Genomic DNA, 26,231 nt, shown 5'->3' on the forward strand with positions numbered 1-26,231 from the left:
CTTCTTGCTATTATTGCTCTAAAAAGTACTTCTCGATATCATCAAGCATCAGGTTGGCAGCCATGACACCGCCGGCTGTGTTCCAGATAGGGTCGCTTACTTCATGGACATTGCCTTCTTGAGCCACTTCAAGTTTTTGGAACAATGGATCATTTATCCAGTCTTCAGCAACTTTATTACCTTCTCCGTCACCTGTTTCGTAGGTGAAGTAGAAAAGGATATCTCCGTCCATTGCAGGGATACGTTCTTTTGTAACGCCATTTTCAGCGAAGTCTTCAGCATCTTGTCCTTCAGGACGTGCAAATCCAAGCTGGTCAAGGATTACACCAGAGAAAGAGTCTTTGTGATAGATACGGACATCAGTAGGCATGAAGCGGACCATTGAAACTTCCATTTCAAGTTTGTCACCAAGTTCAGCTTTTAAATCTTCAATACGCTGGTCATACTCAGCGATGACTTCCTGGCCTTTTTCTTCTTTATTAAGAGCTTTAGAGTATAGTTCAAAGTTTCCTTTCCAGTTACCGCGTAGTGTTTCAGCGAAAACAGTCGGCGCGATCGCTTTTAATTTGTCATATTGTTCTTCCTGGCGCATTTTGTTGCCGATGATCAGGTCCGGCTTCAATTTTGCGATGGCTTCAATGTTTAATTCACTCTCAGTACCAACAACTTCTACATCTGCCATTTTGTCGGCGATGTGATCATACCAAGGATCACCGATCCAAGATTGGACTGCACCTACAGGTGTTACATCCATTGCAAGAAGAGCCTCAGTTCCTTCATTCGTCAAAATAACGACACGCTCAGGGTCACCTTCGATTTCAGTTGTTCCCATTGCATGTTCAACAGTGTAGCTTGTATCTTCGGCAGGCGTGTCTCCGCCATTGGTTGCTTCTTCTCCGTTATTATTATTAGTGCCGCAAGCTGCAAGGACTAATATAGAAGAAAGAATAAATAAAGACATTAAAAAACGTAATGGACGCATATGTAATTCCTCCTGTTTGCTTGATAATGATTTTCATTTGCGTTTCTCCAAAACTTATATTAGGAGAAAACGGATACATTGTCAACAATTAATTGATAATGATTTTCAAAGTCATTGACTGATAGTCGTTTATTCTCTAAAATGAAGAGGGAAGAAAGTATATTTATTAACTATTTATTGTGTTATTAGAAGGGTTATTCTCATGCGAAAATCAGGTATTCAGGCAATTATTTTACTTACAACTTTATTGATATTCCTCCTTTTCATCGGAATGAGTATCGTCTATGGATATACCGATACCACTTGGAAAATGGCTTACAAGGCTTTGACTGCCGGTAATGACTCGACGGAGCATCTCGTCATCCAGACCGTCAGGCTGCCGCGTGCGTTAATTGCAGCTGCTGTAGGATCTTCCCTTGCTATTGCAGGGGTGTTGATGCAGACGCTGACAAGGAATCCGCTGGCATCACCCGGCATATTCGGGGTAAATGCAGGGGCGGGATTCATGGTTGTCATCGCTGTTTCGTTATTTAATGTATCCAATTTGCAGAGTTTTACTTGGCTTTCATTCCTGGGTGCAGGAATCGCTGCTGTCGCTGTATATGTGATTGGTTCTGCGGGCAGAGAGGGCTTGACGCCGATGAAACTGACATTGGCCGGTGCAGCCATAACCGCTTTGTTCTCCTCTTTTACACAAGGTTTCCTTGTTCTCAATGAAGCGGCATTAGAGCAGGTTCTCTTTTGGCTTGCAGGCTCGGTCCAGGGCAGAAGTCTCGACATATTATATGGAGTTTTTCCATATCTGCTTGGAGGTTGGCTCCTGGCCTTGATCATCGGCAATAAGTTAAATGTTTTAGCGATGGGTGAAGATGTTGCCAAAGGCCTGGGGCTGAAAACAGGACTGATCAAGCTGGTATCACTTGTCATTGTCGTGCTGCTTGCTGGGGGATCCGTTGCGGTAGCAGGCCCAATCGGCTTTATTGGAATCGTTATTCCTCATATAGCGAGGAGAATCATTGGTGTAGATCACCGCTGGCTGCTGCCTTTTGCCGGTTTGGCAGGCGGAATTCTGCTTTTGGCAGCCGACATCGGAGCAAGATATATCATTATGCCGCAGGAAGTTCCTGTCGGGGTGATGACTGCCGCTATTGGCGCCCCGTTTTTCATTTACATCGCAAGGAAGGGGTTTTAGCGGATGAAAAGATATACATCAAAGCGCTTATTAAATGAACAGCTGTCCTTTCTTATCGATTTATCAGCTGTAAAAAAAATATTGATTTTATTTGCTGTAACAGCACTTATTTTTATACTAAGTACAGGTCTTGGAGATATGAATATTAAGCCATGGACTGTTGTTGCCATATTTTTTGGCGGAGGAACTGAACTTGAACAGCTGGTTGTCCAGTCGTTCAGGCTGCCCCGCATCATCATAGCCCTACTTGCCGGCATGTCGCTTGCCATTGCAGGAGCGCTATTGCAAGGAATGGTGCGCAATCCGCTCGCTTCCCCCGACATTATTGGAATAACGGGCGGTGCGGGAGCTGCAGTGGTTGGATTTCTGGCCGTTTTCAGTGATGAGAATAATGCGCTGACTGTCAGTATTCAATGGCTTCCGCTTGCTGCCTTTATGGGAGCGGCTGTCGTAGCATTTCTTGTTTATTTTCTTGCCTGGAAAAATGGTGTTTCTCCGGTGCGGCTTGTGCTTATCGGGATCGGGATTTCAGCATTGATGCAGGCGATCATCACAATGCTGATGATTTTAGGGCCAATATTCAGGGCCAGCCAGGCGAATATCTGGATTACAGGAACTGTTAATGCGTCGAACTGGAAGGATGTTTATATTCTTCTTCCATGGACAATCATCCTGATTGCCATTGCCTTCATACTGGCAAGAAACGTAAATATTCAGGAACTGGGAGAAGAAATTGCTACAGGTGTGGGGAGCCATTTGCAAAGACAGAGGCTCATCTTGTTGACGCTGGCGACAGCCCTTGTCGGAGGAGCGGTCGCATTTGCAGGAGGAATCGGATTTGTCGGTCTCATGGCCCCGCATATGGCGCGAAGAATCGTCGGTTCGTCCTTTGGTTCATTGCTGCCTGTTGCAGCTTTGCTTGGAGGGGCGCTTGTCATGGTCGCCGATTTGATTGGCCGGACCTTGTTCCTGCCCCTTGAAGTTCCGGCTGGTGTTTTTACAGCCGCCATCGGTGCGCCGTATTTCATCTATCTATTATTTAAGACGAAAAATGCATAAGCTTTATATAAGACTTCAAATAGAACAGATTTTAAACCAACATGTCATGCAGCATTCATAAAGGAGATGACCGAGGATGAAACAATCTCTTCAAACAGATTCCCTTACGTTAAGTTACGGGGACAGAATTATTATAAATGAACTGGATCTTGAGATTCCCAAAGGCGAAATAACGGTATTTATTGGCGGAAACGGCTGCGGAAAGTCTACACTCCTCCGTTCAATGGCACGGCTTCTCAAGCCCCAGACCGGCTCTGTCCTTATCGATGGGGATGCAATTGCCAAGCTTTCAACTAAAGACGTTGCCAAAAAACTGGCGATTCTTCCCCAGTCCCCGTCTGCACCAGAGGGGTTGACTGTTATGCAGCTGGTCAAGCAGGGGAGATATCCTCATCAGTCCTGGTTAAAACAATGGTCACAAAAAGATGAAGAAATCGTAATGAAAGCTCTTCAAGCAACAAAGATGGAAGAATTTCAGCATAGAAGAGTCGATGAGCTTTCAGGCGGCCAGCGCCAAAGAGCCTGGATTGCGCTGACATTGGCACAGGATACGGATATCATTTTGCTTGACGAACCGACTACCTATCTTGATATGACCCACCAAATTGAAATCCTGGATCTGTTATTCGAACTAAACGAAACAGAAGGACGGACAATCATCATGGTCCTGCATGACCTTAATCTGGCATGCCGCTATGCTCATAACATCGTGGCCATCCGCGATCAGAAGATATTTGCCCAAGGGAAACCGGAAGAAGTCATCAGCTGTAACCTTGTGAAGAATGTTTTTGATATGGACTGCCAGGTGACTAGTGATCCTCTGTTTGGTACGCCGCTCTGTATACCATATGGCAAAGGCAGATGTATCATTAAAGAAGTAGCTGAAATAAAATGAGCCGGGTAATGCTTTCTGACTGGGAAAAAGAATGGCTGGAATCATTCAGGCTGTCGATGGAGAGACCTTCAGAAGAGAAGCTCACTCCCGCTTCGGAACTAATGGAAGCAGGAGGGCTGAAGAAGTTTCTTAGCGAAAACGCTGGAAAGATCGGAAGTGAAGACCTGAAAACCGCTTCTTCTTTACTGGTGAAAAGGTACGCATTCCTTGCAGTGATTTCCTTGTTCTCATTCTCTGTCTTCAATAAAAAGCTGAATGTCTCTCCTGAAAATGTCATGCTTGTCGATGGTGAAAAAAACGGGCTTTGGATGCCTGGATTTTATTTTACTGATTACACAGCCAATCTGGTTGATGACAGGGATCTGGCAAGGGAGGAAGTAGTGAGGGAGGTCTTTCGGAACCACCTTTTCCTTCTCATTGAATCAGTTAAAAAAGTATCCAAGCTTTCAAATCTCATTACGTGGGAGAATGTGGCCATCTATATTTTCTGGGTGTATGAAGGCCTGCTCCAACATGAAGACCTCCAACATGCCCGTGAAAGAATGGAAGAAGATTTCCGGTGGCTGATAGATGAAAACACTACCCACCTGATCGGACCTTATCACCAAAATCCGCTTGCAAGATACTACACGAAAAAGCAATATGTAAGAGAGCAGGACACTATCTTGAGAGTCAGGAAGACATGCTGCTTTTCCTATAAATTGGAGGGCGGAGAATCACTCAGATGCAGAACCTGCCCGCAAACGTGTATCGTCAAACAGGCAAAAGGAGTGAGGTAATGGGTAACTTTAACGGACAATTTGAGGCATTGATCGATAAATACACGGAACTGCTTCTCGGTGAAACCTCACCTGAGCTGAAAGACAAGGTAACAAAATGGGTGATTTATACGTACATCGCCAAGTCAATGCCGCCGCTGGCAAAGCATTGGAATTCCGAGTTTCCGGAAGGCAAAGAAGAGATGAAAAAAATTGTTGCTGAAATTAAGGGTTTAAACGAGGCGCATAGAGCGAATAAAGATCAATAAGTGACGGCCGGCTGACTCGATCAGTTGGTTTTTTTTTATTGAAACTTGCAGTGACCTTTCTCTCCAGGCATGCGATTAGCTCTTCGAGAGCAGGAGCTGTTCTGGTGGGACGGACGTCTGCCGGAATTTGAGGGACTTCCACAGGTGTTCAAAGTGGAGAGGGAATGGAGTAGTCATAGAGCCGCTATGGGGTCATGAAATCGCAGTGGAGAGGAAATGGAGTAGTCATAGATCCGCTATGGGGTCATGGAATCACAGTGGGGAAGGAAAGGATACACTCATAGATAACCTTATATAGCATCAAAATGGAAGACGGGAAAAAGTGATGCCGTCAGAGAGTGCTTTTGCCATCATCAAATGTCAAATGAGACAAGAATGATGCCGCCAAGGAGTACCATTGTCACCATCAAACGGTAAACGAGATAAGAATGATGCCTTCAATCCTTCAAATCCTCATAAAAAGAACCCCTCAAAAAGGGGGCTGACTCAATCAATGCACGTTATTATAAGGAAACTGTGAAGTATATTGCTGGTGCTGCTGATAAGACTGCTGTAGTTTTTGTGCGTCTGCCTGCTCCAATTTGTACCAGCCTTTTTTGAACATGCTGTTGTACAAGCTTCGCTGTGCGTTTTGTGTTTCATTGAAAATCGTAAGCAGATCATTGTAAAGTGCATCATGACTTGCTTCATTTAACGCTGTGCAATAGGAATCTGTCATGTATTTTTCCATGCTCAGTACATCGTTTACCAGGTCGCGGTCGTTCATTTGCGGCGTCTGAGGCACTTGTGTCTGCGGGTTTTGAATTTTTTGCTGTGATTGATTTTGCGGCATTACCGGCACTTCCTTTCTACATTGTTGTTGGCGCTTGTCCTGTGTTACCCTGATTCAAATGGGCTAGAATCTGTTCATAATGGCGCTGGTGCATGGCACCGCATTTATCAATTTCTGCTTTTAGTTCTGCATCCTGACAGTTGTTTGCGGCAAAATGGGCCTTCTTCATTGCCAACAAATTCCATGAAAGCATATCATTTAAGTATAAAGAATCTTTTGTTGTAAGAACTTGCGGGGGCTGCTGCATAATGCCTTGCTGCTGATTGCCCTGTTGCTGTTGCATACGTGTTCCCTCCTTTGATTTTGCAAATTTATTGTTCCTCCAACAGGCTTGCCTATACACCAATTGACAAAAAACGATAAAATTTTTCAATTCGATGTTTGAACTATATTCAAAATAGGATAAAGGTGATAATATAAGTTTATAAAAATGGAACCGATTAAAGGGGCGATCAGGCCTTATTTGACCTCAGCCACTTGATAAAGCGGACATCCAGACAAAACAAAAAAGAAACCGCTTTCATAGTGAAGCAAATGTTACAGGGGGTAAATGACATGGAACAAGTAATGCGTAATTTCTTTTTATTCTTATCCAAGAATAAGCCATTAACGAAAGTTGCCAAAAAGTATGGTTTGCGCTTTGGGGCTGCCCGTTTCGTTGCTGGTGAATCCATTGATTTGGCTGTCGAAGCAATTAAGGGATTGAACCAGCAGGGATTATCGGTGACAATCGATTATCTTGGGGAGTTCATTGATAACGAAGCGGAAGCAAACGAGATGGCAGATCAATGTATTGAAGCTGTCAAGGCAATCGGCCGCGAACGGATTGACTCACAGCTTTCATTGAAAATGACCTCTATGGGCCTTGATCTTTCAGAAGAAATTGTTATGAATAACATGAGAAGAATTCTTGAGGTTGCTCAAGAGTACGGTGTGTTCGTGACGATTGATATGGAGGACTACTCCAGATGCGGCAAAACGATTGATATTTTCAAAAGGCTTAAATCGGAATATGATAATGTCGGAACGGTTATTCAGGCGTATTTGTTCAGAACAGAAAAAGATATGGAAGTATTGAACGAATATTCGCCCAACCTTCGTCTTGTAAAAGGTGCTTACAAAGAGTCTCCTTTAGTGGCATTCCCTGATAAAAAGGATGTTGACGAAAACTTTAAGAAAATCATTAAAATGCATTTGTTGAACGGCAACTATACAGCAGTTGCCACTCACGATGATGCCATGATTGAATATACGAAGCAAATCGTTGAGGAATACAATATTCCAAATGATCAATTCGAATTCCAGATGTTATATGGCATCCGGGTTGAAAGGCAGCAGGAGCTTGCTAAAGAAGGATACAAAATGCGCGTGTACGTTCCATATGGTACGGACTGGTACGGCTACTTCATGCGCCGTCTTGCAGAAAGACCGGCAAACGTGGCATTCGTTCTTAAAGGCGTTCTTAATAAATAATGAGATTCATAGGTTGATAATAAAAACAGGTGCTGCAGGAGAATTTCCTGCAGCACCTGTTTTTTTAAGAGATAAGAAAGTATAAAAAAGATGGTATGGAAATTAGGTGGCGGTTCTGAATCCAGCTCCAGCGCCTAGCCCCTCGGGTCACAAGCCAATCCGTCAAGAAGGTTAAAGAGCAACCTTCCCGCCGGCTTGTCTTATGCCTGTCGGGGCTGCCCAAGGCGCTTGCGCTTTTTTATTGCTTTTTATACTGGTTGTTCTGGCTGTTCACTTTTCCGCCGCCGTCATACTCCACTGTAGGGCCGGCATCACCTTTTACACTTGCCGCACTGACGCCTGCTTTTGAAGGGTTTTTCTTTCGTTTTGCCATGGTTTTTCACCTCCATTAATAGAATGACCAATAAGGGTAAAAAAATTATTTTTAGAAAATTTATCATTTTTTAAACTTTAAGATATTGCAGTCTATTGTAAAATCTTATATATTAGAAGTAACAGAACTCATTCACGATTTTTTTTGGCAAGAAAATGAATGAGTGTTCATTCAAGTAGTAAAAAGGGGGAAAACACATTGGTTCGTAAAATTCAAAAAGCAGCAGTATTGGGATCGGGAGTTATGGGCTCCGGGATTGCAGCCCACCTGGCGAATATCGGCATACCTGCTTTATTGCTGGATATAGTACCACGAGAGCTGACGGAAGAAGAAAAAGCAAAGGGGCTTACACTGGAAGATAAGGCAGTGCGAAACCGCATGAGCGAAGGTGCATTGAAAAAACTCCTAAAACAAAAGCCTGCTCCACTAACGTCTAAGAAAAACCTTGCATTGATTGAAGCAGGGAACTTTGAAGATGACATGGAGAAATTAAGTGAGTGCGATTGGATTATTGAAGTTGTAGTCGAAAACCTTGATATCAAGAAAAAGGTTTTTGAAAACGTTGAGAAACATAGAAAACAAGGGAGCATCATTAGCTCGAATACATCCGGAATTTCCATAGAGGCAATGGCTGAAGGCCGTTCGGAAGACTTCCAAAAGAACTTCCTGGGCACTCACTTCTTTAATCCGCCTCGTTACTTGAAACTGCTGGAAGTGATTCCGACTGAAAAAACAGATCCGGAAGTGCTGTCCTTCATTAAAACCTTCGGTGAAGATGTGTTAGGAAAAGGTGTGGTGCTTGCAAAAGATACACCTAACTTCATCGCAAACCGCATTGGTACTTATGGCCTTCTTGTTACACTGCAGGAAATGCTGAAGAGCGGTGTCAGTGTCGGAGAAGTGGACTCGATTACCGGCCCTGCTATCGGACGCCCGAAAAGCGCGACTTTCCGTACATTGGATGTTGTCGGCCTGGACACATTTGCCCATGTGGCGAAAAACGTTTATGACCAGGTCGAAGGTGAGGAGAAGAAAGTATTTGAAATACCGGGCTTTATGCAAAAGATGCTCGATAACGGCTGGCTTGGATCAAAGAGCGGCCAGGGCTTCTACTTAAAGAAAGGCAAAGAAATCCTTGAGCTGGATACAGAAACACTTGAGTATGGACCTCGGAAAAAACTAAAAACAGCTTCAACTGAATTAAGCAAACAGGAAAAAGGCCTGAGCAATAAAATGAAAGCGCTTGTTTATGCTGATGACAAAGCCGGTACATTCCTATGGAATATCCTTTCGCCAGTCCTTCTCTATTCAGGGGACCTTTTGGAAACAATCGCAGATGATATTGTTTCAGTCGACCAGGCAATGAAATGGGGATTCGGCTGGGAACAGGGACCATTTGAAACCTGGGACAGCATCGGCCTGGAAAAGTCAGTGGCTAAAATGAAAGAAGAAGGCAGAGAAGTGCCAGGATGGATAACCGCGATGATTGAGGCGGGCAGCACTTCTTTCTATAAAGAAGAAGATGGAGAACGGTTCTTCTATCATAAAGGTGAATACAAAAAAGTTGAAAGAAATCCAAAAGCTATTGATTTAAAACTTCTGAAGAAACAAGGTAAGCTCATCAAGAAGAATTCAGGTGCTAGCTTGATTGATATCGGAGACGGTATTGCTCTTCTTGAATTCCATTCTCCAAACAATTCAATCGGGTTGGACATCGTACAAATGATTAACTACTCCATTGAAGAAGTCGAGAAAAATTACAAAGGGCTTGTCATTGGGAATCAGGGCAAAAACTTCTGTGTAGGAGCCAACCTGGCAATGATTCTGATGGAAGCACAAGATGACAATATCTTTGAAATCGATATGGTTGTACGGAACTTCCAGCAAGCGATGATGAACATCAAATACAGCAAAAAACCGGTAGTGGCAGCGCCATTTGGCATGACACTCGGAGGCGGCTCGGAGGTTTGTCTGCCTGCAGCACATATACAGGCATCGATGGAAACCTACATGGGTCTTGTTGAAGCGGGCGTTGGGCTTATCCCTGGCGGAGGCGGAAACAAAGAATTGTATATCAAGCACCTTGATATGATGCCTGAGGGAATTGACTTTGACTTGCAGAAAGTTGCAAACAAGGTATTCGAAACGATTGCCATGGCGAAAGTATCAACCTCTGGAGACGAAGCAAGCGACAATAATTTCCTAAGCAATTCGGATGGTGTAAGTGCTAACGGCGATCATCTTTTACATGATGCGAAGCAGGCAGCGCTCGCCCTGAGTGAAAGCGGCTACACACCACCGGTACGCAGGAAGATTCCAGTTGTCGGAGAATCCGGATATGCAGCCCTGATTCTAGGCGCACAAGCAATGCTTCATTCAGGATATATCTCTGAACATGATCTAGTGATCGCAAAGAAACTTGCATATGTACTGGCAGGCGGAAAGCTTCCATTTGGTACAGAGGTAGATGAGCAGTATTTATTGGATTTGGAAAGAGAGGCATTCTTAAGCCTTGTCGCCCAGCCGAAGTCACAACAGCGTATGCAGCATATGCTCGTCAAAGGCAAGCCGCTGCGTAACTAATCATATATTTACTACTTACGAGAAATGGGGGAAGAACATGCGAGAAGCGGTAATAGTAGCCGGCGCCCGTACACCGGTCGGAAAAGCAAATAAAGGGACATTGGCAACAGTCAGGCCAGATGATCTTGGAGCGCTGGTTGTAAAAGAAACACTTAAAAGAGCTGGGAATTATGAAGGTAACATAGATGATTTGATTATCGGCTGTGCCATGCCGGAAGCGGAACAGGGCTTGAATATGGCAAGGAATATCGGCGGATTGGCGGGACTTCCACACAATGTTCCTGCTATCACGATTAACCGATACTGTTCATCAGGCCTACAGTCGATCGCCTATGCGGCGGAGAAAATCATGCTTGGCCACTCTGATACTGCCATTGCAGGCGGAGCGGAGTCAATGAGCCTTGTGCCATTGATGGGGCATGTTGTCCGCCCGAATGCCAAGCTTGCTGAAACAGCTCCACAATACTATATGAGTATGGGGCATACAGCGGAAGAAGTGGCGAAGAAATTCGGCATCTCAAGGGAAGACCAGGATGCGTTTGCAGTGCGAAGCCACGAAAAGGCGGCAAGTGCAATCGCAAAAGGCAGGTTCAAGGATGAAATCGTGCCGGTTGATGTTGTCCTGCGTTCGGTAAACGACAAGAACAAGGTAGTCGAAAAGAATATCACATTCAGCACAGATGAGGGTGTAAGGCCAGGAACAAACACAGACGTGTTGTCAAAACTTCGTCCAGTCTTCAATGTAAAAGGTTCCGTTACGGCAGGAAACTCGTCTCAAACAAGTGATGGAGCAGCTGCGGTTATGGTTATGGACCGAGAAAAAGCAAATTCACTGGGCTTGGCGCCAATGGCAAAATTCAGATCGTTCGCTGTTGCAGGTGTACCACCGGAAATCATGGGAGTTGGACCTGTGGAAGCCATTCCAAAAGCATTGAAAATGGCAGGTCTTCAATTGGAAGACATCGGGCTGTTTGAATTGAATGAAGCCTTTGCTTCTCAATCCATCCAGGTCATCCGCCAGCTGGGCCTAAATGAGGATATTGTGAACGTCAACGGAGGCGCTATTGCCCTTGGCCATCCGCTTGGGTGTTCAGGAACAAAGCTTACACTTTCTCTGGTACATGAGATGAAGAGAAGAAACGTTCAATTCGGTGTCGTAACAATGTGTATCGGCGGAGGAATGGGTGCTGCCGGAGTGTTTGAACTGATTAGCTGATAAATGGAGGCCATCCTGGTCTCCTTCTATAAAACTGTTTTCTATAATAAGGAGGAAAAACAGATGACAAATCAAACAGATAAGTTGGTAAAAGGCGGCAGCTTCATTATCGAAGATGTTTCATATGAGAATGTGTTTACACCGGAAGATTTTACAGATGAACAAAAAATGATTGCGAAAACGACGGAAGACTATGTTGTGAAAGAGGTAGTACCTCAGGTTGAGCACCTTGAAAATCACGAGTTTGACCGTTCAGTTAAATTGCTTAAGGAAGCTGGAGAACTTGGCCTTCTTGGCGCGGATGTTCCTGAAGAATACGGTGGGCTTGGCCTTGATAAAGTAAGTTCAGCACTTATCGCTGAAAAAATGTCGACTGCAGGCGGATTCTCCATCTCTCATGGAGCGCATGTTGGAATCGGATCTCTTCCAATCGTATTATTCGGCAATGAAGATCAAAAGCAGAAATACCTTCCAGCTCTATCTACAGGTGAAAAAATCGCAGCTTATGCATTGACTGAGCCTGGTTCAGGTTCTGATGCTCTTGGTGCAAGAACAACTGCGAAGCTGAATGAAGCAGGAACGCATTATGTTTTGAATGGTGAGAAACAATGGATTACAAACGCTGGCTTTGCCGATGTATTCGTTGTGTATGCAAAGATCGACGGAGAGCAATTCTCTGCATTCATCGTTGAACGTGAATATCCAGGAGTATCCACAGGTGCAGAAGAAAAGAAAATGGGGATCAAGAGCTCCTCTACCCGTACATTGATCCTGGAAGATGCACAGGTGCCGGTAGAAAACCTTCTTGGTCAAGCAGGGAAAGGACATATCATTGCCTTCAATATCCTGAATATCGGCCGCTACAAGCTGGGAGTGGGAGCTGTAGGTGGAAGCAAACGCGCGATGGATGTCACAATCAAGTATGCGAACCAGCGCCAGCAGTTCAAAACACCAATTTCTGCTTTCAACTTGACAAAGGAAAAGTTTTCTACAATGGCTGCAAAGCTTTATGCAACTGAAAGCTCTGTATACCGTACAGTAGGATTGTTCGAAGACCGTATGAGCAGGCTGTCAGACGAAGAAGTCAAAAATGGTACTGAAGTTGCCAAATCCATTGCTGAATATGCAATCGAGTGTTCATTGAATAAAGTATTTGCAACAGAAACACTTGATTATATCGTTGATGAAGGTGTTCAAATCCATGGCGGTTATGGTTTCATGCAAGAATACGAGATTGAAAGAATGTACCGTGATTCCCGTATCAACCGTATCTTTGAAGGTACAAATGAAATCAACCGCCTGTTGGTGCCTGGCACATATGTCCGTAAAGCACTGAAAGGCGAATTGCCATTATTCCAGAAAGCGCAGGCTCTTCAAGAAGAGCTGATGATGCTAATGCCTGAAGAAGTAGGCGATGCACCGCTTGAGCAAGAAAAATACCTTGTGAAAAACGCAAAGAAAATTGGTTTGCTGATCGCGGGCCTTGCTGCACAGAAATACGGCAAAGCATTGGAAAAAGAGCAGGAAATCCTTGTGAATATCGCTGACATCATCTCTAATGCGTATGCTATGGAATCAGCGGTTCTTCGTACAGAGAAGGCCATTGCCAAGGATGGAGCGGAAAAAGCGAAGCAGAAACTGTTGTATACACAGATCTTCTGTCAGGAGGCTTTCAATGAAATTGAAGCACATGCAAAAGAAACACTGGTTGCTGCAGAGCAAGGTGACTCTTTGAGAATGATGCTTTCCGCTCTTCGCAAGTTCACTCGTTACACGCCGCTTAATATCATTGCGGTGAAGCGAGAAGCGTCTGAGAAGCTTATCGAAGCTGAGCGTTATGTACTGTAATTGATTGGAATTCACCAGCCGGTTTCCTTATGGGGACCGGCTTTTGGTGTGCGATGGGTACCGTTGGGTATGTCATTTGCCGTAAAATCTCGTTCCTACTGAAAAAGATGGCTGCATCAACTGTCCATTAGGTCCAGGAACGTATATAATATGAGGATAGTTAGGAAAGAGAAATGTGATCACCGAAAAATCCAGCAACCCAAAAAACATTGCAGGATTTTCAGGAAAGCTGTCGAATAAGTTAGTAGCCGAAAAGGACATGCTGTTTGAAAGGCAGGTGAAATCATGACAATCCAGTTTTATTCTTATCCGAAATGCGGAACTTGCCGTAAAGCAAAGCAATGGTTCCAGGAAAACGGGAAAGACTTTAATGAAATACATATTGTTGAAAATCCTCCATCTAAAGAGGAGCTGAAAGGGCTGTATGAAAAGAGCGGCCTGCCTTTGAAAAAATTCTTTAACACGAGCGGAAAGAAATATCGTGAACTCGGGTTAAAGGATAAAGTAAACACTGCCTCGGAGGAAGAGCTTCTTGAGATACTCTCAAGTGACGGCATGTTGATTAAACGTCCGATAGCTGCTGAAGGTAACAAGGTTACCGTGGGATTCAAGGAGGAAACTTTTGAGACCGAATGGAATTAAATTTTTGGTAAGGTTTTCTGGCTTTTTTATAGTAAATATGTCAATATTGATTTGAATATAGCAATGGAGGGATAGGAATGAGCACACCAAAAGAACTTCGTTATTCTGAAGAACATGAATGGGTAAAATCTGAAGGGGAAAAAGTACGAATCGGGATCACTGATTTCGCTCAATCTGAACTGGGAGATATCGTTTTTGTTGAACTTCCTGAAGTAGGGGATGAGCTAACAGCTGATGAGCCATTTGGAAGTGTTGAATCAGTAAAAACTGTTTCTGAATTATATGCTCCAGTAAGCGGTAAAGTTGTTGAGGTCAATGAAGATCTTAGCGACAGCCCTGAGTTTGTTAACGAATCACCATATGAAAAAGCATGGATGGTTGTTGTTGAACTTTCTGACTCAAGTCAAATGGACAACCTAATGACATCTGAACAATACGACGAAATGATCAAAGAAGACTAATCATAATTAACAAAACCCTCCAGTGTTTCTGGCGGGTTTTGTTTTATATTTTGGGCAGGCTAAAAGTAAACCATCAATACAAGGGGGACTAACAGATGCTGCAGCCCAAAAAATTGGATGTAACTCAGCGAGTAACAGGTAAACTGCATGGCAGCCAGCTTCATTTATTTCTTGATGAACAGCTTGTAGGAAAGATGGAAATTGGAAATTCAGTTGAAAGCATTCAACTGGAGCCGAATTTTGAAACGTTGGGTAACAAAATTATCCAAAATTATATGACGCCGGATGAGTCTGAAGCACGTTATACTGATTGTGATGAAGGCGGATGGTGCTGAAAAAGGGTAGAGCTTTCTACTCTTTTTCTGTATTCTTTTTTATTTGAAAATAGATATATTCTTTGCAATACAGGTGGAAACGCGAGAAAATATAATAAAGAAAAAGAAAATGCAGACAACTTCAGCAGATGTGTTGAATATATTATTATATGTCGAAAAAAGAAGGCATTAAGCAAGAGTTCATTCATGAGTACTTACCGAATCCCTATTAACCAAGAAAGTTAAAATTCCAATGCCTTCTTATCCTGCATTTGAAAAAGAATGCGATAGGATGATTAAGGAGTCTCTTTTCGCTAATATGGAAAGAGCAGATCTGACTGAGTGTTGAAATAAAAAGAAAAAAATCCAGGTGCCGATTTTTTTCTGGTGTGCGAGGTTACTTATTTACGAAAAGAGATAGGTGAATTTTCCATGGAGACTTTTGATGATAAAGTGATCATTGTTGAGGGGACTACTGACAGGCGGAAAGTAAAGGGAATTGTAAAAGAGCCTGTTGAGATTATATGTACAAATGGAACGATCAGCATTACCAAAATGGATGAGTTGGTCGATGAACTATTTAATCGAGAGGTTTATATTCTTGTGGATGCCGATGACAGCGGCGAAAAGCTTCGGAAGCTGTTCAAGAGGGAATTCCCTGAGGCGGAACATTTGTATATTGACCGTGCCTATAAAGAAGTGGCAGCGGCTCCTGAATATCACCTTGCCTCCGTATTGATTGCAGCTAACATTGATGTCCATACTGAATTTTTGGAGAAAAGGACGTAAATAATACCATGCAGAATGAAATGACTTTAGAAAAGATTGAAACTACATTAAAAGATAAAAAATATGCAGCCCTTTATCTTTATACCCCATTATGCGGAACTTGTATGGTGGCTGGGAGAATGGTGGATGTTATAGAGAAGTTGTTTTCCCAGATCGATTTTATGAAAGCAGACTTAAATTACATACCTGCCATAGCCGATTCGCATTCAGTGGAAAGTGTTCCCTGTCTTCTGCTTTTTCGGGATGGCCAGCTACAAGAGAAAATCTATGCTTTTCAATCTGTTCCCTATTTGCATGAACGATTGAATATCCTGATTAAGGACTGATTCCAACGAAGGAATCGGTTTTTTGACTTAAGATTACATATTTCTCGGGAAATTTTATTATTTACTACATAGGAAATTAGAAATCGACACAATTACCCATTCCCTATAAAAAGTTGTCGAGTAGTTGTAGGAGGTTTTCCGCCTAAAAGGTGGAAATAGTATACAACAGTATAGACACTAAGGGGATGAGCGATTGGAAAAAGAGATATTAAGGATGCTTGAAGAGTGTAAGTTGCGATACCATTTAAGATCGTTAATGCCGGAAAAGCCTTTTGTCGTCGCTTTTGATAACGGAGAAGACCTGAAGTTAATCACACTTGGAAGAAATGTAGAGCCAGGATTAGTTAATAAAGAGAATCCAGAGATCGACTTTCTAATTGAAGGGACTCCTGATGTAATAGCTGACCTTCTGAATGGAAGAGAAAGACTTTCGTTGGTGTCCAGCAGAGAAGAAGTAACGGTAAAAGGTACATACAGGGGGCTGCTCTTTGTTGAATCAGTATTAACCTTATGCAGGAAGTATGAGGTAGAACCAGTCGTTGTTTAAGCACTCGTTTATTAATCTATTGATTGAGAACACGCCCGCGGAGTCGCACACCTGGAGCGGAAATCAGGCAACTCCATTTTGGCAGGTTCTTTAACAAAGCAATTTTTCAAAAAAGTTATTGACAGTTTAGAATAAGCGATGATAAAATCACAATCATAGTAAAGATTACTTTTATCCTTTAAAGGATTAATTGAATAAAGTTGCGTTTTAACTCTTATCGAGAGTGGTGGAGGGATGTGCCCTGCGAAGCCCGGCAACCGTCAACAATGTTGAAATGGTGCCAATTCACACAAAGCTGTTTGCTTTGGAAGATGAGAGAAAGGTGAATGTATTTTTATGCCTTTCTGCTCATTTTGCAGAAAGGCATTTTTGTTTTTTTAAAAGAATACCCTCCTAGTTTATTGGAAAAATACAGCGGAAAATCAAACAGCCATGTTATAACATCGGCACAAAAACCAACTATTCTTATTGGTTTAGTGAGAAAAAGAGGTGAAGAAATTGATCAGTATATCGAAGGTAAGTAAAATTTTTAAAAGTAAAAAAGGGCCAATATCAGCAGTAAATGATGTAAACCTGACGATAGATGATGGTGAGATATTCGGAGTCATCGGATACAGCGGAGCAGGTAAAAGTACGTTAATCAGAATGCTGAATGGATTGGAGATACCCAGTGAAGGGACTGTCGATGTAAACGGGCACGTTGTTTCACAGGTAAAAGGCCAGCGGCTGCGGAGTGCCCGCCATGAAATTTCAATGATTTTTCAGCACTTCAATCTTCTTTGGTCGAGGACGGTGAAAGAAAACATCGCTTTTCCTCTTGAAATTACCAAGGTTCCGAGAGTTGAGCGGGAGAGAAGGGTTGCTGAGTTAATTGAGTTAGTCGGTTTGACAGGCAGAGAGGATGCCTATCCGGCTCAATTGAGCGGCGGACAGAAGCAGCGAGTCGGCATTGCAAGAGCTCTCGCGAACGAACCAAAAGTTCTTCTATGTGATGAAGCGACTTCGGCATTGGATCCAGAAACGACAGATTCGATCCTGGACCTTTTGGTCGACATCAATAAACGACTCGGATTGACCATTGTCTTGATCACTCATGAAATGAAGGTGATTCAAAAGATTTGCCATAGGGTTGCTGTTATGGAAAATGGAAGAGTTGTGGAACTGGGAGATGTACTTGAGGTATTCAGAAATCCTGAACAACAGATCACACAAAGATTTGTAAGTGAAGTTTCAGAATCCTCCAATACAAAGGAAGCCATTGAGAACCTGGTATCACACTATCCTGATGGGAAAATTGTCAAACTTACTTTTGTTGGAGAACAAACAGAGCGGCCTCTTATTACGACGCTCATCAAGAACTTTGACATTGATGCCAACATCCTGCAAGGAAGCATTTCGCAAACACAAGGCGGTGCTTATGGAACATTGTTCATTCAGCTGACTGGTTCAAAAGAAGAAGAAGAAAAAGCTGTTGAATATTTGAAGAAGCAAACAGTTGGGATTGAGGTGATAAATCATGGTTGAAAATCTCTTTCCGAACGTTGATTGGCCGAAAATGTGGGAAGCAACCTTAGAAACACTGTATATGACTGGAATGTCTGTGGCGATTACATTAGTTCTCGGAATCATACTTGGCCTTTTATTATTCCTTACATCTCCCAAAAATATTTGGGAAAACCGGGGAGTCTATACTGTAACAAGTGCCGTCGTCAATATTTTCCGTTCGATCCCTTTCATTATCCTGATTGTGCTCCTGATTCCGTTCACTAAACTGCTGCTCGGTACGATCAGGGGGGCGAATGCAGCACTTCCCGCCTTGATTATAGGAGCTGCACCGTTCTATGCCAGAATGGTTGAAATCGCATTAAGAGAAGTGAATAAAGGTGTCATCGAAGCGGCCAAATCCATGGGAGCCAAAACCACGACGATAATATGGAAGGTTCTGCTCCCAGAATCCATGCCCGCTTTGATATCGGGAATAACGGTCACAGCCATCGCGCTTGTCGGTTTTACCGCAATGGCAGGTGTTATCGGAGCTGGCGGCCTGGGAAATCTGGCATATCTGGACGGTTTCCAAAGGAGCCGGGATGATGTGACACTGGCAGCAACGATTATTATTTTGATTATTGTCTTTATCATCCAGTTAATTGGTGATGTATTGACGAAAGCAATTGATAAAAGATAAAAAAAACTACAGAAAAGAGGAGAAAAAATGAAAAAATTTATCGCAGGATTAGTGACAGCAGCAAGTATTTTTACTTTGGGAGCATGTGGTACAGCAGATGAAGGAAGCCAGGGAAGCGGAGGCGAAGAAACGAAAGAACTGACGGTCGGAGCGTCTAACATTCCCCATGCTGAAATTCTTGAAAAAGCAAAGCCGATTCTTGAAGAAGAAGGCATTGAATTGAATATCGAGACATATCAGGATTATGTTCTTCCCAATCAGGACTTGGAGAGCGGAGAAATTGATGCGAACTACTTCCAACACATCCCTTACCTTGAATCTCAAATTGCTGACCATGGATATGACTTCGTTAATGCCGGCGGGATTCATATCGAGCCGATTGGAGTATACTCGAAGAAATATGGTTCTCTTGAAGAGCTTCCTGAAGGGGCAACAATCCTCATGAGCAACTCTGTAGCAGACCATGGACGTATCCTTACTTTGTTAGAAAACAAAGGATTGATTACCCTTAAAGAAGGCGTTGAAAAAACAGCGGCGACTTTGGAGGATATCGAGGAAAACCCGAAAAACCTTCAATTTGATTATGAGTACGAAGCGGCACTTCTTCCACAATTGTATGAGAATGAAGAGGGCGACGCAGTATTGATCAACTCTAACTATGCAATTGATGCAGGACTTAATCCACTTGAAGATTCAATCGCGATTGAAGATAAAGAGTCACCATATGTTAATGTTATTGCAGTAAATAGCGGAGATGAAAGCAATGATGAAATCAAAGCCCTTGTAGAAGTCCTTCATTCTGAAGAAATCCAGGACTTCATTCTAGAAGAATGGGGCGGAGCGGTTGTTCCGGTAAAAGAATAATAACCATCAGGCAGCCTCTTCCTCAAGCAGGAAAGAGGCTTCCTTTTTCTTCTGTTTTTGTTCATAATCTTTATGGCTTTTGCTCATACTATCTTTGAATTGGAATCAAAAGGCTCTTTTCGTACACTTTTGTTTTGGACACATAACATTATTCACAAAAAGAGCCATTCAATAACAGAAATGGAGCTGGAGCAAATGGAAATGGATGCTAGAAATTCTACAGAAGCTGCTCTGCATCACTACAAGCAGGGGTTAGGTGTATTCACTCAAAAAATGCCGGAACTGGCACATCATTATAATGCGTTCACAGAACATTGCTTTAAAGAGGGCGTCTTGTCACAAAAAGATAAACAATTGATTGCACTTGGCATCAGTCTGTATTCCCAGGATGAATACTGCATCATCTACCATACAAAAGGATGCCTGGACCAAGGCTGCTCTGAAGATGAGATTCTTGAAGCTGTCGGAGTAACGGCTGCCTTCGGCGGCGGGGCTGCCATGAGCCAGGCGGTTACCCTTGTGCAGGAATCCATCCAGGAACTGAATCAACTGAAGCAATAGTTACCAAAAAGCTGGCAGCAAAGATTGTCAGCTTTTTTCTGCTTTAGTACATCACCGCACTAAGAGGGACTGTCCCTCTTAGTGCTTTAACGTGAGAAAGTTAAAAAATGAAGTATATCGTTGGAATATTGTGAAAATATAAGGTGGAGGGATTCCAGTTTTTTAAAACGGCTGTCACCTTCGTTAAAAACTGGAAATCAATCAATTTGCGTTTTGTTTTCGAAACACAGGGGTAGTATCATTATAAACGTAGTTAAAAACTCGAAAGGAATGATTCATTATTAATGACTCTCTGAATATGGAGTATACGAATGAAATGGAAAAGGCGATGCATGGTGCTCACGGAGTAGGCTATGAAACCTATAAGAGGAAACATAATGTTCGTATGCAAGTGGAGAAAAGAAGAGAGAATGAATACATTGAAAGTCGAAGAATGATTGCTGATTTGGATCGTAAAGTACACGCAAATATATAATAGGAAGAAACTAGGGAAGAACCAGTGTTTGAATACACTGGTTTTTCTTTATGTTTACTGATTGCAGTTTGTTTGTTACTCTAATTCAAGTAGACACTATTCAAGAAGTTTACGTGTGCCTTAAAAGGAAGGGTATATATTTTTACATGAATAGAGCAGCGGAAGCAAACAATATAAAGGGTCAAAATATATGCAGTTACCGACTTTTGGCACTCGGCTCAAACAGTTGCTTATAACTTTTATTTGTTATAAGATTGGAATGAGAATAAATTGAGAATGGTTACTAAAACTTTCTTATAAAGTCACGGAGGTATAAATAATGGCAGGTTCAACTCTAACAATTACAGACCTTCATGTTGAGATTGAAGGTAAAGAAATATTAAAAGGTGTAAACCTTGAAATCAAAGGTGGAGAAATCCACGCAGTAATGGGTCCAAACGGAACGGGTAAATCGACTTTATCCTCAGCGATCATGGGACACCCGAAATATGAAGTAACAAAAGGCAGCATCACGTTTGACGGTGAAGATGTCCTTGAAATGGAAGTGGATGAGCGCGCGCGCGTAGGCCTGTTCCTTGCAATGCAGTATCCAAGTGAAATCAGCGGGGTTACAAATGCAGACTTCTTGCGTTCTGCAATCAACAGCCGCCGTGAAGAAGGACAAGAAATTTCTTTGATGAAATTCATCCGTACAATGGATTCAAACATGGAAGAGCTTGAAATGGATCCGGATATGGCTCAGCGTTACCTTAATGAAGGGTTCTCCGGCGGTGAGAAGAAGCGTAACGAGATTCTTCAATTGATGATGCTTCAACCTAAGATTGCAATCCTTGATGAAATTGACTCCGGTTTGGATATCGATGCATTGAAAATCGTATCTAAAGGGATCAACAAAATGCGCGGTGAAGATTTCGGATGCTTAATCATTACCCACTATCAGCGCCTGCTTAACTACATTACACCAGATAAAGTACACGTTATGATGCAAGGCCGCGTAGTCAAATCAGGCGGACCTGAGCTTGCGAAGCGCCTCGAGTCTGAAGGTTATGACTGGATCAAAGAAGAGCTAGGTATCAAAGACGAAACTGTCGGCCAAGAAGCGTAAGTGTTAGGGGGATTAATATGACTGTAGAAACGAAACTACCAGTAGAAAAGGAATATTTGGACTCCTTTTCGAAAGGTCTTGGAGAGCCGGAATGGTTTTCAGGCCTTCGTAACCAGGCTTTGGCTAAAGCTGGTGAATTGGAGCTTCCTAAACCAGATAAAACAAAGATCACCAAGTGGAATTTCACAGAGTTCAAGCAGCATACAGTAGAAAGCAAGCCTTATGAAAATTTAGGCGAGCTTCCTGAAGCTGCGCAGGCTTTGATCGATAAAGACAACGAAAATAACAACTTATATGTTCAGCGGAACAATACTCCGGCATTCTTGACACTTTCTCAGGAATTGAAGGACAAAGGTGTTATTTTTACAGATATCCTGACAGCAGTAAAAGAGCATGGTGAATTGGTCCAGAAATACTTCATGAAGGAAGGCGTTAAGGTTGACGAACATAAGTTGACTGCCCTTCATGCTGCATTGGTTAACGGAGGCGCATTCTTATACGTTCCTAAAAATGTAGAAGTGGAGCAGCCGATTCAAGCCGTTTATGTTCAAGATAACGCTGACACTACATTATTCAACCATGTGCTCGTTGTAGCGGATGATAACAGTTCTGTAACCTATGTAGAGAACTATGTATCCACTGTAGATGTGGAAGAAGGGATCTACAATATCGTTACTGAAGTATTTGCAAACAACAATGCGAAAGTAACATACGGAGCGGTTGATACCCTTTCAAGCGGAATTACGACTTATGTAAACCGCAGAGGAACCGCTGCAAGAGATGCCCGCATCGACTGGGCTCTTGGTTTGATGAACGACGGGAATACTATCTCGGAAAATGTAACCAACCTGATGGGTGACGGTTCTTATGCTGATACGAAAACCGTTGTGGTCGGCCGCGGAAAACAAAAACAAAACTTCACGACAAAAGTCGTACACTTCGGAAAGAATTCTGAAGGATATATCCTTAAACATGGTGTCATGAAAGATGAAGCTTCCTCCATCTTCAATGGTATCGGCAAAATCGAACATGGTGCATCCAAATCAAATGCTGAACAGGAATCACGCGTTCTTATGCTGAGTGAAAAAGCACGCGGAGATGCCAACCCAATCCTGTTGATTGATGAAGATGATGTTACGGCAGGACATGCCGCATCTGTCGGCCGCGTTGATCCTTTGCAGCTTTACTATCTAATGAGCCGCGGGATCCCGCAAAAAGAAGCCGAAAGATTAGTCATCCACGGATTCCTTGCACCAGTTGTAAATCAACTTCCGATTGAAGGAGTTAAAAAGCAGCTGGTAGAGGTCATCGAAAGGAAAGTAAATTAATGAATGCCAAAGAGATTCGTAAATACTTTCCGATTCTCAACCAGGAAGTCAACGGACATCCGCTAGTTTATCTCGACAGTGCTGCAACTTCACAAAAACCTGTGCAGGTGATTGAAGCCATCGATAAGTACTATCGGGAATACAATTCCAATGTGCATCGTGGTGTCCATACTCTTGGAACAAGAGCTACAGATGGATATGAAGGTGCCAGGGAAAAGGTCCGCAAGTTCATCAACGCTGATTCAATTGAGGAAATCATCTTTACCCGCGGGACGACGACAGCAATCAATACGGTTGCTGCAAGTTATGGAAGAGCGAATGTCAGCGAGGGTGATGAAATTGTGATTTCCCATATGGAACATCACAGTAACATCATTCCATGGCAGCAGCTCGCAAAAGAAACGGGTGCGACGCTTAAATACGTACCTCTTCAGGAAGACGGGACGATTTCAGTGGAAGCTGTTAGGAACACAGTGACATCTAACACAAAAATCGTATCGATCATGAAAGTCTCTAATGTATTGGGAACGATGAACCCAATTAAAGAGATTACAAAAATCGCCCATGAAAATGGTGCTATAATGATGGTCGACGGTGCCCAGGCAGCTCCCCACATGAAAGTGGATGTGAAAGATCTTGACTGCGACTTCTTCGCTTTCTCCGGCCATAAAATGGCTGGCCCTACAGGGATCGGTGTTCTATACGGGAAGAAACATCTGCTTGAAAATATGGAACCGGTTGAATTCGGCGGTGAAATGATCGACTTTGTCGGTATGTATGAATCGACTTGGAAAGAGCTTCCTTGGAAGTTTGAAGGCGGTACCCCTATCATCGCAGGAGCTATCGGACTTGGAGCGGCGATCGATTTTCTTGAAGAAATCGGTATGGAACATATCGAAAAGCATGAACATCACTTAGCTGCTTATGCGATGGAAAAGATGTCAGAGGTTGAGGGGATGGCTATATACGGCACCAAAGATCCGTCTAAACGTGCCGGCCTTGTTACCTTCAATATTGATGACGTCCACCCGCATGATGTGGCAACGGTTCTGGATGCCGAGGGAATAGCTGTCCGCGCTGGCCATCATTGTGCCCAGCCGCTGATGAAATGGCTTGAAGTGTCAGCTACAGCTCGTGCAAGCTTTTACATTTACAATACAGAAGAAGATATTGACAAGCTTGTTGCAGGACTAGTGAAAACAAAGGAGTATTTCAGCGATGTCTTTTAACAATTTAGATCAATTGTACAGACAGGTGATTATGGATCATTATAAGAACCCTCGCAATAAAGGCTCGCTTGAAGACGGCAGCTTCACGGTAGATATGAACAACCCTACCTGCGGCGACCGTATCCATCTCAACATGAAAGTGGAAGATGGGAAAGTGACAGATGCCAAATTCGACGGAGAAGGCTGCTCGATTTCTATGGCTTCCGCGTCTATGATGACTCAAATCATCATCGGCAAGGATATTGAAACAGCATTAAAGCTTTCTGAAGTTTTCTCGAATATGATGCAAGGGAAAGAATATGATGAGGATATCGACCTTGGTGATATAGAAGCTCTTCAAGGGGTGGCGAAATTTCCGGCGCGTATCAAATGTGCCACACTTGCTTGGAAGGCGATGGAAAAAGGAGTCAAAGAAGGGGAATAACCCCGACCGAGACTCACACTAGAATGGAGGAATCAACATGGCGAAAAAAATGCCTGAGATCGGAGATTATAAATACGGTTTCTCTGACAAAGACGTATCAATTTTCCGTTCAAAACGCGGCCTTACACGTGAAATCGTAGAAGAGATTTCACGCATGAAAGATGAGCCGCAATGGATGCTTGATTTTCGTTTGAAATCATTGGAACATTTCTATAACATGCCAATGCCGCAATGGGGCGGAGACTTGGCAGCTTTGAATTTTGATGAAATTACTTACTATGTTAAGCCTTCTGAAAAATCAGAGCGTTCTTGGGATGAGGTTCCTGAAGAAATTAAACAAACATTTGATAAGCTTGGGATCCCTGAAGCTGAACAAAAATATCTTGCCGGTGTTTCTGCTCAGTATGAATCCGAAGTTGTTTATCATAACATGCAAGAGGATTTGGAAGCTCAGGGGATCGTATTCAAAGATACAGATTCAGCTCTTCGCGAGAATGAAGACATCTTCCGTGAGCATTGGGCAAAAGTGATTCCGGCAACGGATAACAAGTTTTCTGCATTGAATTCAGCTGTTTGGTCAGGCGGATCTTTCATCTATGTACCTAAAGGAGTTAAAGTTGAAACGCCTCTTCAAGCGTATTTCCGTATTAACTCTGAAAACATGGGACAATTTGAACGAACGCTGATCATCGTTGATGAAGGAGCAAGCGTACACTATGTAGAAGGTTGTACAGCTCCTGTTTATACAACAAATTCCCTTCACTCAGCGGTTGTTGAGATCATCATCAAAAAAGATGCATATTGCCGTTATACAACGATCCAGAACTGGGCGAACAACGTATACAACCTTGTTACGAAGCGTGCCGTTTGTGAAGCGAACGCTACAATGGAATGGGTTGACGGTAACATCGGAAGTAAGCTGACGATGAAATACCCTGCAGTTATCCTTAAGGGTGAAGGCGCCAGAGGCATGACTTTGTCAATCGCATTGGCAGGTAAAGGCCAGCATCAGGATGCAGGGGCGAAAATGACTCACCTTGCACCAAATACTTCTTCTACAATCGTTTCAAAATCGATTTCCAAACAAGGCGGTAAAGTAACATACCGCGGAATCGTTCATTTTGGGCGCAAAGCTGAAGGAGCACGTTCAAACATCGAGTGTGACACGCTGATCATGGATAACCAGTCCACTTCTGATACAATTCCTTACAATGAAATCCTTAATGACAACATTTCATTGGAGCACGAAGCGAAAGTTTCGAAAGTATCTGAAGAGCAGTTATTCTACTTGATGAGCCGCGGTATTTCTGAAGAAGAAGCGACAGAAATGATCGTAATGGGCTTCATCGAGCCGTTCACAAAAGAACTTCCTATGGAGTACGCGGTTGAAATGAACCGTCTGATCAAGTTCGAAATGGAAGGTTCAATCGGTTAATAAAGCAAATCCCGCATGTATTACGCATGCGGGATTTTTTTGTGGCATTCGGGTGGTGACTGTCAC

The 26,231-nt window shown here is 43.0% G+C and carries 30 protein-coding genes and 1 riboswitch; of the genes, 26 read left to right on the forward strand and 4 right to left on the reverse strand.

Features of this window, described 5'->3' with window-relative positions; genetic code table 11:
* Positions 1–10: 10 nt before the first annotated feature.
* On the reverse strand, positions 11–982 hold the full coding sequence (locus M1E09_RS03115; RefSeq protein ID WP_456273430.1) for an ABC transporter substrate-binding protein: 972 nt from the start codon (positions 980–982) through the stop codon (positions 11–13).
* Between the two features lie 196 nt (positions 983–1,178).
* On the opposite strand from M1E09_RS03115, the gene M1E09_RS03120 reads away from it, so the two are divergent.
* The 5 genes from M1E09_RS03120 to M1E09_RS03140 all read left to right on the forward strand — a co-directional run bounded on the left by M1E09_RS03120 (position 1,179) and on the right by M1E09_RS03140 (position 5,155).
* Entirely contained in the window at positions 1,179–2,174 is a 996-nt protein-coding gene (locus M1E09_RS03120; RefSeq protein WP_456274886.1) for a FecCD family ABC transporter permease, read from the forward strand.
* A gap of 3 nt (positions 2,175–2,177) precedes the next feature.
* Positions 2,178–3,233: a FecCD family ABC transporter permease gene (locus M1E09_RS03125; protein WP_456273431.1), complete on the forward strand. Its 1,056-nt coding sequence runs from the start codon at positions 2,178–2,180 to the stop codon at positions 3,231–3,233.
* A gap of 76 nt (positions 3,234–3,309) precedes the next feature.
* The gene (locus M1E09_RS03130) at positions 3,310–4,128 is read left to right on the forward strand and encodes an ABC transporter ATP-binding protein (protein ID WP_456273432.1); all 819 of its coding nucleotides are present in this window, start codon (positions 3,310–3,312) and stop codon (positions 4,126–4,128) included.
* Positions 4,125–4,907 (forward strand): IucA/IucC family C-terminal-domain containing protein, encoded by a 783-nt coding sequence (locus M1E09_RS03135; RefSeq protein WP_456273433.1) that lies wholly within the window; start codon positions 4,125–4,127, stop codon positions 4,905–4,907. Before M1E09_RS03130 ends, M1E09_RS03135 begins: the two co-directional genes overlap by 4 nt.
* The gene (locus M1E09_RS03140; RefSeq protein WP_456273434.1) at positions 4,907–5,155 is read left to right on the forward strand and encodes a YusU family protein; all 249 of its coding nucleotides are present in this window, start codon (positions 4,907–4,909) and stop codon (positions 5,153–5,155) included. Before M1E09_RS03135 ends, M1E09_RS03140 begins: the two co-directional genes overlap by 1 nt.
* A gap of 490 nt (positions 5,156–5,645) precedes the next feature.
* On the opposite strand, the gene M1E09_RS03145 is transcribed toward M1E09_RS03140, so the two are convergent.
* A complete protein-coding gene (locus M1E09_RS03145; RefSeq protein ID WP_456273435.1) occupies positions 5,646–5,987 on the reverse strand; it encodes a spore coat protein in 342 nt (113 codons plus the stop codon).
* Between the two features lie 16 nt (positions 5,988–6,003).
* A complete protein-coding gene (locus M1E09_RS03150; RefSeq protein ID WP_456273436.1) occupies positions 6,004–6,270 on the reverse strand; it encodes a hypothetical protein in 267 nt (88 codons plus the stop codon).
* A gap of 272 nt (positions 6,271–6,542) precedes the next feature.
* Here M1E09_RS03150 and M1E09_RS03155 point away from each other — a divergent pair, with 272 nt between their 5' ends.
* Complete coding sequence (locus M1E09_RS03155; RefSeq protein ID WP_456273437.1) at positions 6,543–7,460, forward strand: proline dehydrogenase family protein; 918 nt, start codon at positions 6,543–6,545, stop codon at positions 7,458–7,460.
* A 238-nt stretch (positions 7,461–7,698) separates the two neighbouring features.
* On the opposite strand, the gene M1E09_RS03160 is transcribed toward M1E09_RS03155, so the two are convergent.
* The gene (locus M1E09_RS03160; RefSeq protein ID WP_456273438.1) at positions 7,699–7,833 is read right to left on the reverse strand and encodes a YuzL family protein; all 135 of its coding nucleotides are present in this window, start codon (positions 7,831–7,833) and stop codon (positions 7,699–7,701) included.
* Between the two features lie 159 nt (positions 7,834–7,992).
* Between M1E09_RS03160 and M1E09_RS03165 the strand changes: the two genes are divergently transcribed.
* The 20 genes from M1E09_RS03165 (at position 7,993) to sufB (ending at position 26,165) form a co-directional block, all read left to right on the forward strand.
* Positions 7,993–10,416: a 3-hydroxyacyl-CoA dehydrogenase NAD-binding domain-containing protein gene (locus tag M1E09_RS03165; protein WP_456273439.1), complete on the forward strand. Its 2,424-nt coding sequence runs from the start codon at positions 7,993–7,995 to the stop codon at positions 10,414–10,416.
* A 37-nt stretch (positions 10,417–10,453) separates the two neighbouring features.
* Positions 10,454–11,632, forward strand: coding sequence for an acetyl-CoA C-acetyltransferase (locus M1E09_RS03170; protein WP_456273440.1), 1,179 nt, complete (start codon positions 10,454–10,456; stop codon positions 11,630–11,632).
* 63 nt (positions 11,633–11,695) lie between these two features.
* A complete protein-coding gene (locus M1E09_RS03175) occupies positions 11,696–13,480 on the forward strand; it encodes an acyl-CoA dehydrogenase family protein (RefSeq protein WP_456273441.1) in 1,785 nt (594 codons plus the stop codon).
* A gap of 285 nt (positions 13,481–13,765) precedes the next feature.
* Positions 13,766–14,122, forward strand: a complete 357-nt coding sequence (locus M1E09_RS03180) for an arsenate reductase family protein (RefSeq protein ID WP_456273442.1) — start codon at positions 13,766–13,768, stop codon at positions 14,120–14,122.
* 77 nt (positions 14,123–14,199) lie between these two features.
* Positions 14,200–14,583 (forward strand): glycine cleavage system protein GcvH, encoded by a 384-nt coding sequence (gene gcvH, locus M1E09_RS03185; protein WP_456273443.1) that lies wholly within the window; start codon positions 14,200–14,202, stop codon positions 14,581–14,583.
* Between the two features lie 95 nt (positions 14,584–14,678).
* The gene (locus tag M1E09_RS03190) at positions 14,679–14,918 is read left to right on the forward strand and encodes a DUF2553 family protein (protein ID WP_456273444.1); all 240 of its coding nucleotides are present in this window, start codon (positions 14,679–14,681) and stop codon (positions 14,916–14,918) included.
* A 411-nt stretch (positions 14,919–15,329) separates the two neighbouring features.
* Positions 15,330–15,686: a toprim domain-containing protein gene (locus M1E09_RS03195; protein ID WP_456273445.1), complete on the forward strand. Its 357-nt coding sequence runs from the start codon at positions 15,330–15,332 to the stop codon at positions 15,684–15,686.
* Between the two features lie 8 nt (positions 15,687–15,694).
* Positions 15,695–16,012, forward strand: a complete 318-nt coding sequence (locus M1E09_RS03200) for a thioredoxin family protein (protein WP_456273446.1) — start codon at positions 15,695–15,697, stop codon at positions 16,010–16,012.
* A gap of 193 nt (positions 16,013–16,205) precedes the next feature.
* On the forward strand, positions 16,206–16,559 hold the full coding sequence (locus M1E09_RS03205; RefSeq protein ID WP_456273447.1) for a hypothetical protein: 354 nt from the start codon (positions 16,206–16,208) through the stop codon (positions 16,557–16,559).
* 211 nt (positions 16,560–16,770) lie between these two features.
* Positions 16,771–16,877, forward strand: a riboswitch (SAM riboswitch).
* An 8-nt stretch (positions 16,878–16,885) separates the two neighbouring features.
* A complete protein-coding gene (locus tag M1E09_RS03210; RefSeq protein WP_456273448.1) occupies positions 16,886–17,083 on the forward strand; it encodes a hypothetical protein in 198 nt (65 codons plus the stop codon).
* Positions 17,058–18,083, forward strand: a complete 1,026-nt coding sequence (locus M1E09_RS03215; RefSeq protein WP_456273449.1) for a methionine ABC transporter ATP-binding protein — start codon at positions 17,058–17,060, stop codon at positions 18,081–18,083. Before M1E09_RS03210 ends, M1E09_RS03215 begins: the two co-directional genes overlap by 26 nt.
* Entirely contained in the window at positions 18,076–18,744 is a 669-nt protein-coding gene (locus tag M1E09_RS03220; RefSeq protein WP_456273450.1) for a methionine ABC transporter permease, read from the forward strand. Before M1E09_RS03215 ends, M1E09_RS03220 begins: the two co-directional genes overlap by 8 nt.
* A 27-nt stretch (positions 18,745–18,771) precedes the next feature.
* The gene (locus M1E09_RS03225; protein WP_456273451.1) at positions 18,772–19,608 is read left to right on the forward strand and encodes a MetQ/NlpA family ABC transporter substrate-binding protein; all 837 of its coding nucleotides are present in this window, start codon (positions 18,772–18,774) and stop codon (positions 19,606–19,608) included.
* 195 nt (positions 19,609–19,803) lie between these two features.
* A complete protein-coding gene (locus M1E09_RS03230) occupies positions 19,804–20,169 on the forward strand; it encodes a carboxymuconolactone decarboxylase family protein (RefSeq protein WP_456273452.1) in 366 nt (121 codons plus the stop codon).
* Between the two features lie 298 nt (positions 20,170–20,467).
* A complete protein-coding gene (locus M1E09_RS03235; RefSeq protein ID WP_456273453.1) occupies positions 20,468–20,644 on the forward strand; it encodes a hypothetical protein in 177 nt (58 codons plus the stop codon).
* Between the two features lie 319 nt (positions 20,645–20,963).
* Positions 20,964–21,749, forward strand: coding sequence for a Fe-S cluster assembly ATPase SufC (gene sufC, locus M1E09_RS03240; RefSeq protein WP_456273454.1), 786 nt, complete (start codon positions 20,964–20,966; stop codon positions 21,747–21,749).
* A 17-nt stretch (positions 21,750–21,766) separates the two neighbouring features.
* Positions 21,767–23,077, forward strand: a complete 1,311-nt coding sequence (gene sufD / locus M1E09_RS03245) for a Fe-S cluster assembly protein SufD (RefSeq protein ID WP_456273455.1) — start codon at positions 21,767–21,769, stop codon at positions 23,075–23,077.
* A complete protein-coding gene (locus tag M1E09_RS03250) occupies positions 23,077–24,306 on the forward strand; it encodes a cysteine desulfurase (protein ID WP_456273456.1) in 1,230 nt (409 codons plus the stop codon). The genes sufD and M1E09_RS03250 overlap by 1 nt, the downstream gene beginning before the upstream one ends.
* On the forward strand, positions 24,296–24,730 hold the full coding sequence (sufU, locus tag M1E09_RS03255; protein ID WP_456273457.1) for a Fe-S cluster assembly sulfur transfer protein SufU: 435 nt from the start codon (positions 24,296–24,298) through the stop codon (positions 24,728–24,730). Before M1E09_RS03250 ends, sufU begins: the two co-directional genes overlap by 11 nt.
* A gap of 37 nt (positions 24,731–24,767) precedes the next feature.
* Positions 24,768–26,165 (forward strand): Fe-S cluster assembly protein SufB, encoded by a 1,398-nt coding sequence (sufB, locus tag M1E09_RS03260; RefSeq protein ID WP_456273458.1) that lies wholly within the window; start codon positions 24,768–24,770, stop codon positions 26,163–26,165.
* Positions 26,166–26,231 lie beyond the last annotated feature (66 nt).

This window comes from Bacillus sp. AK031 (assembly GCF_053903065.1).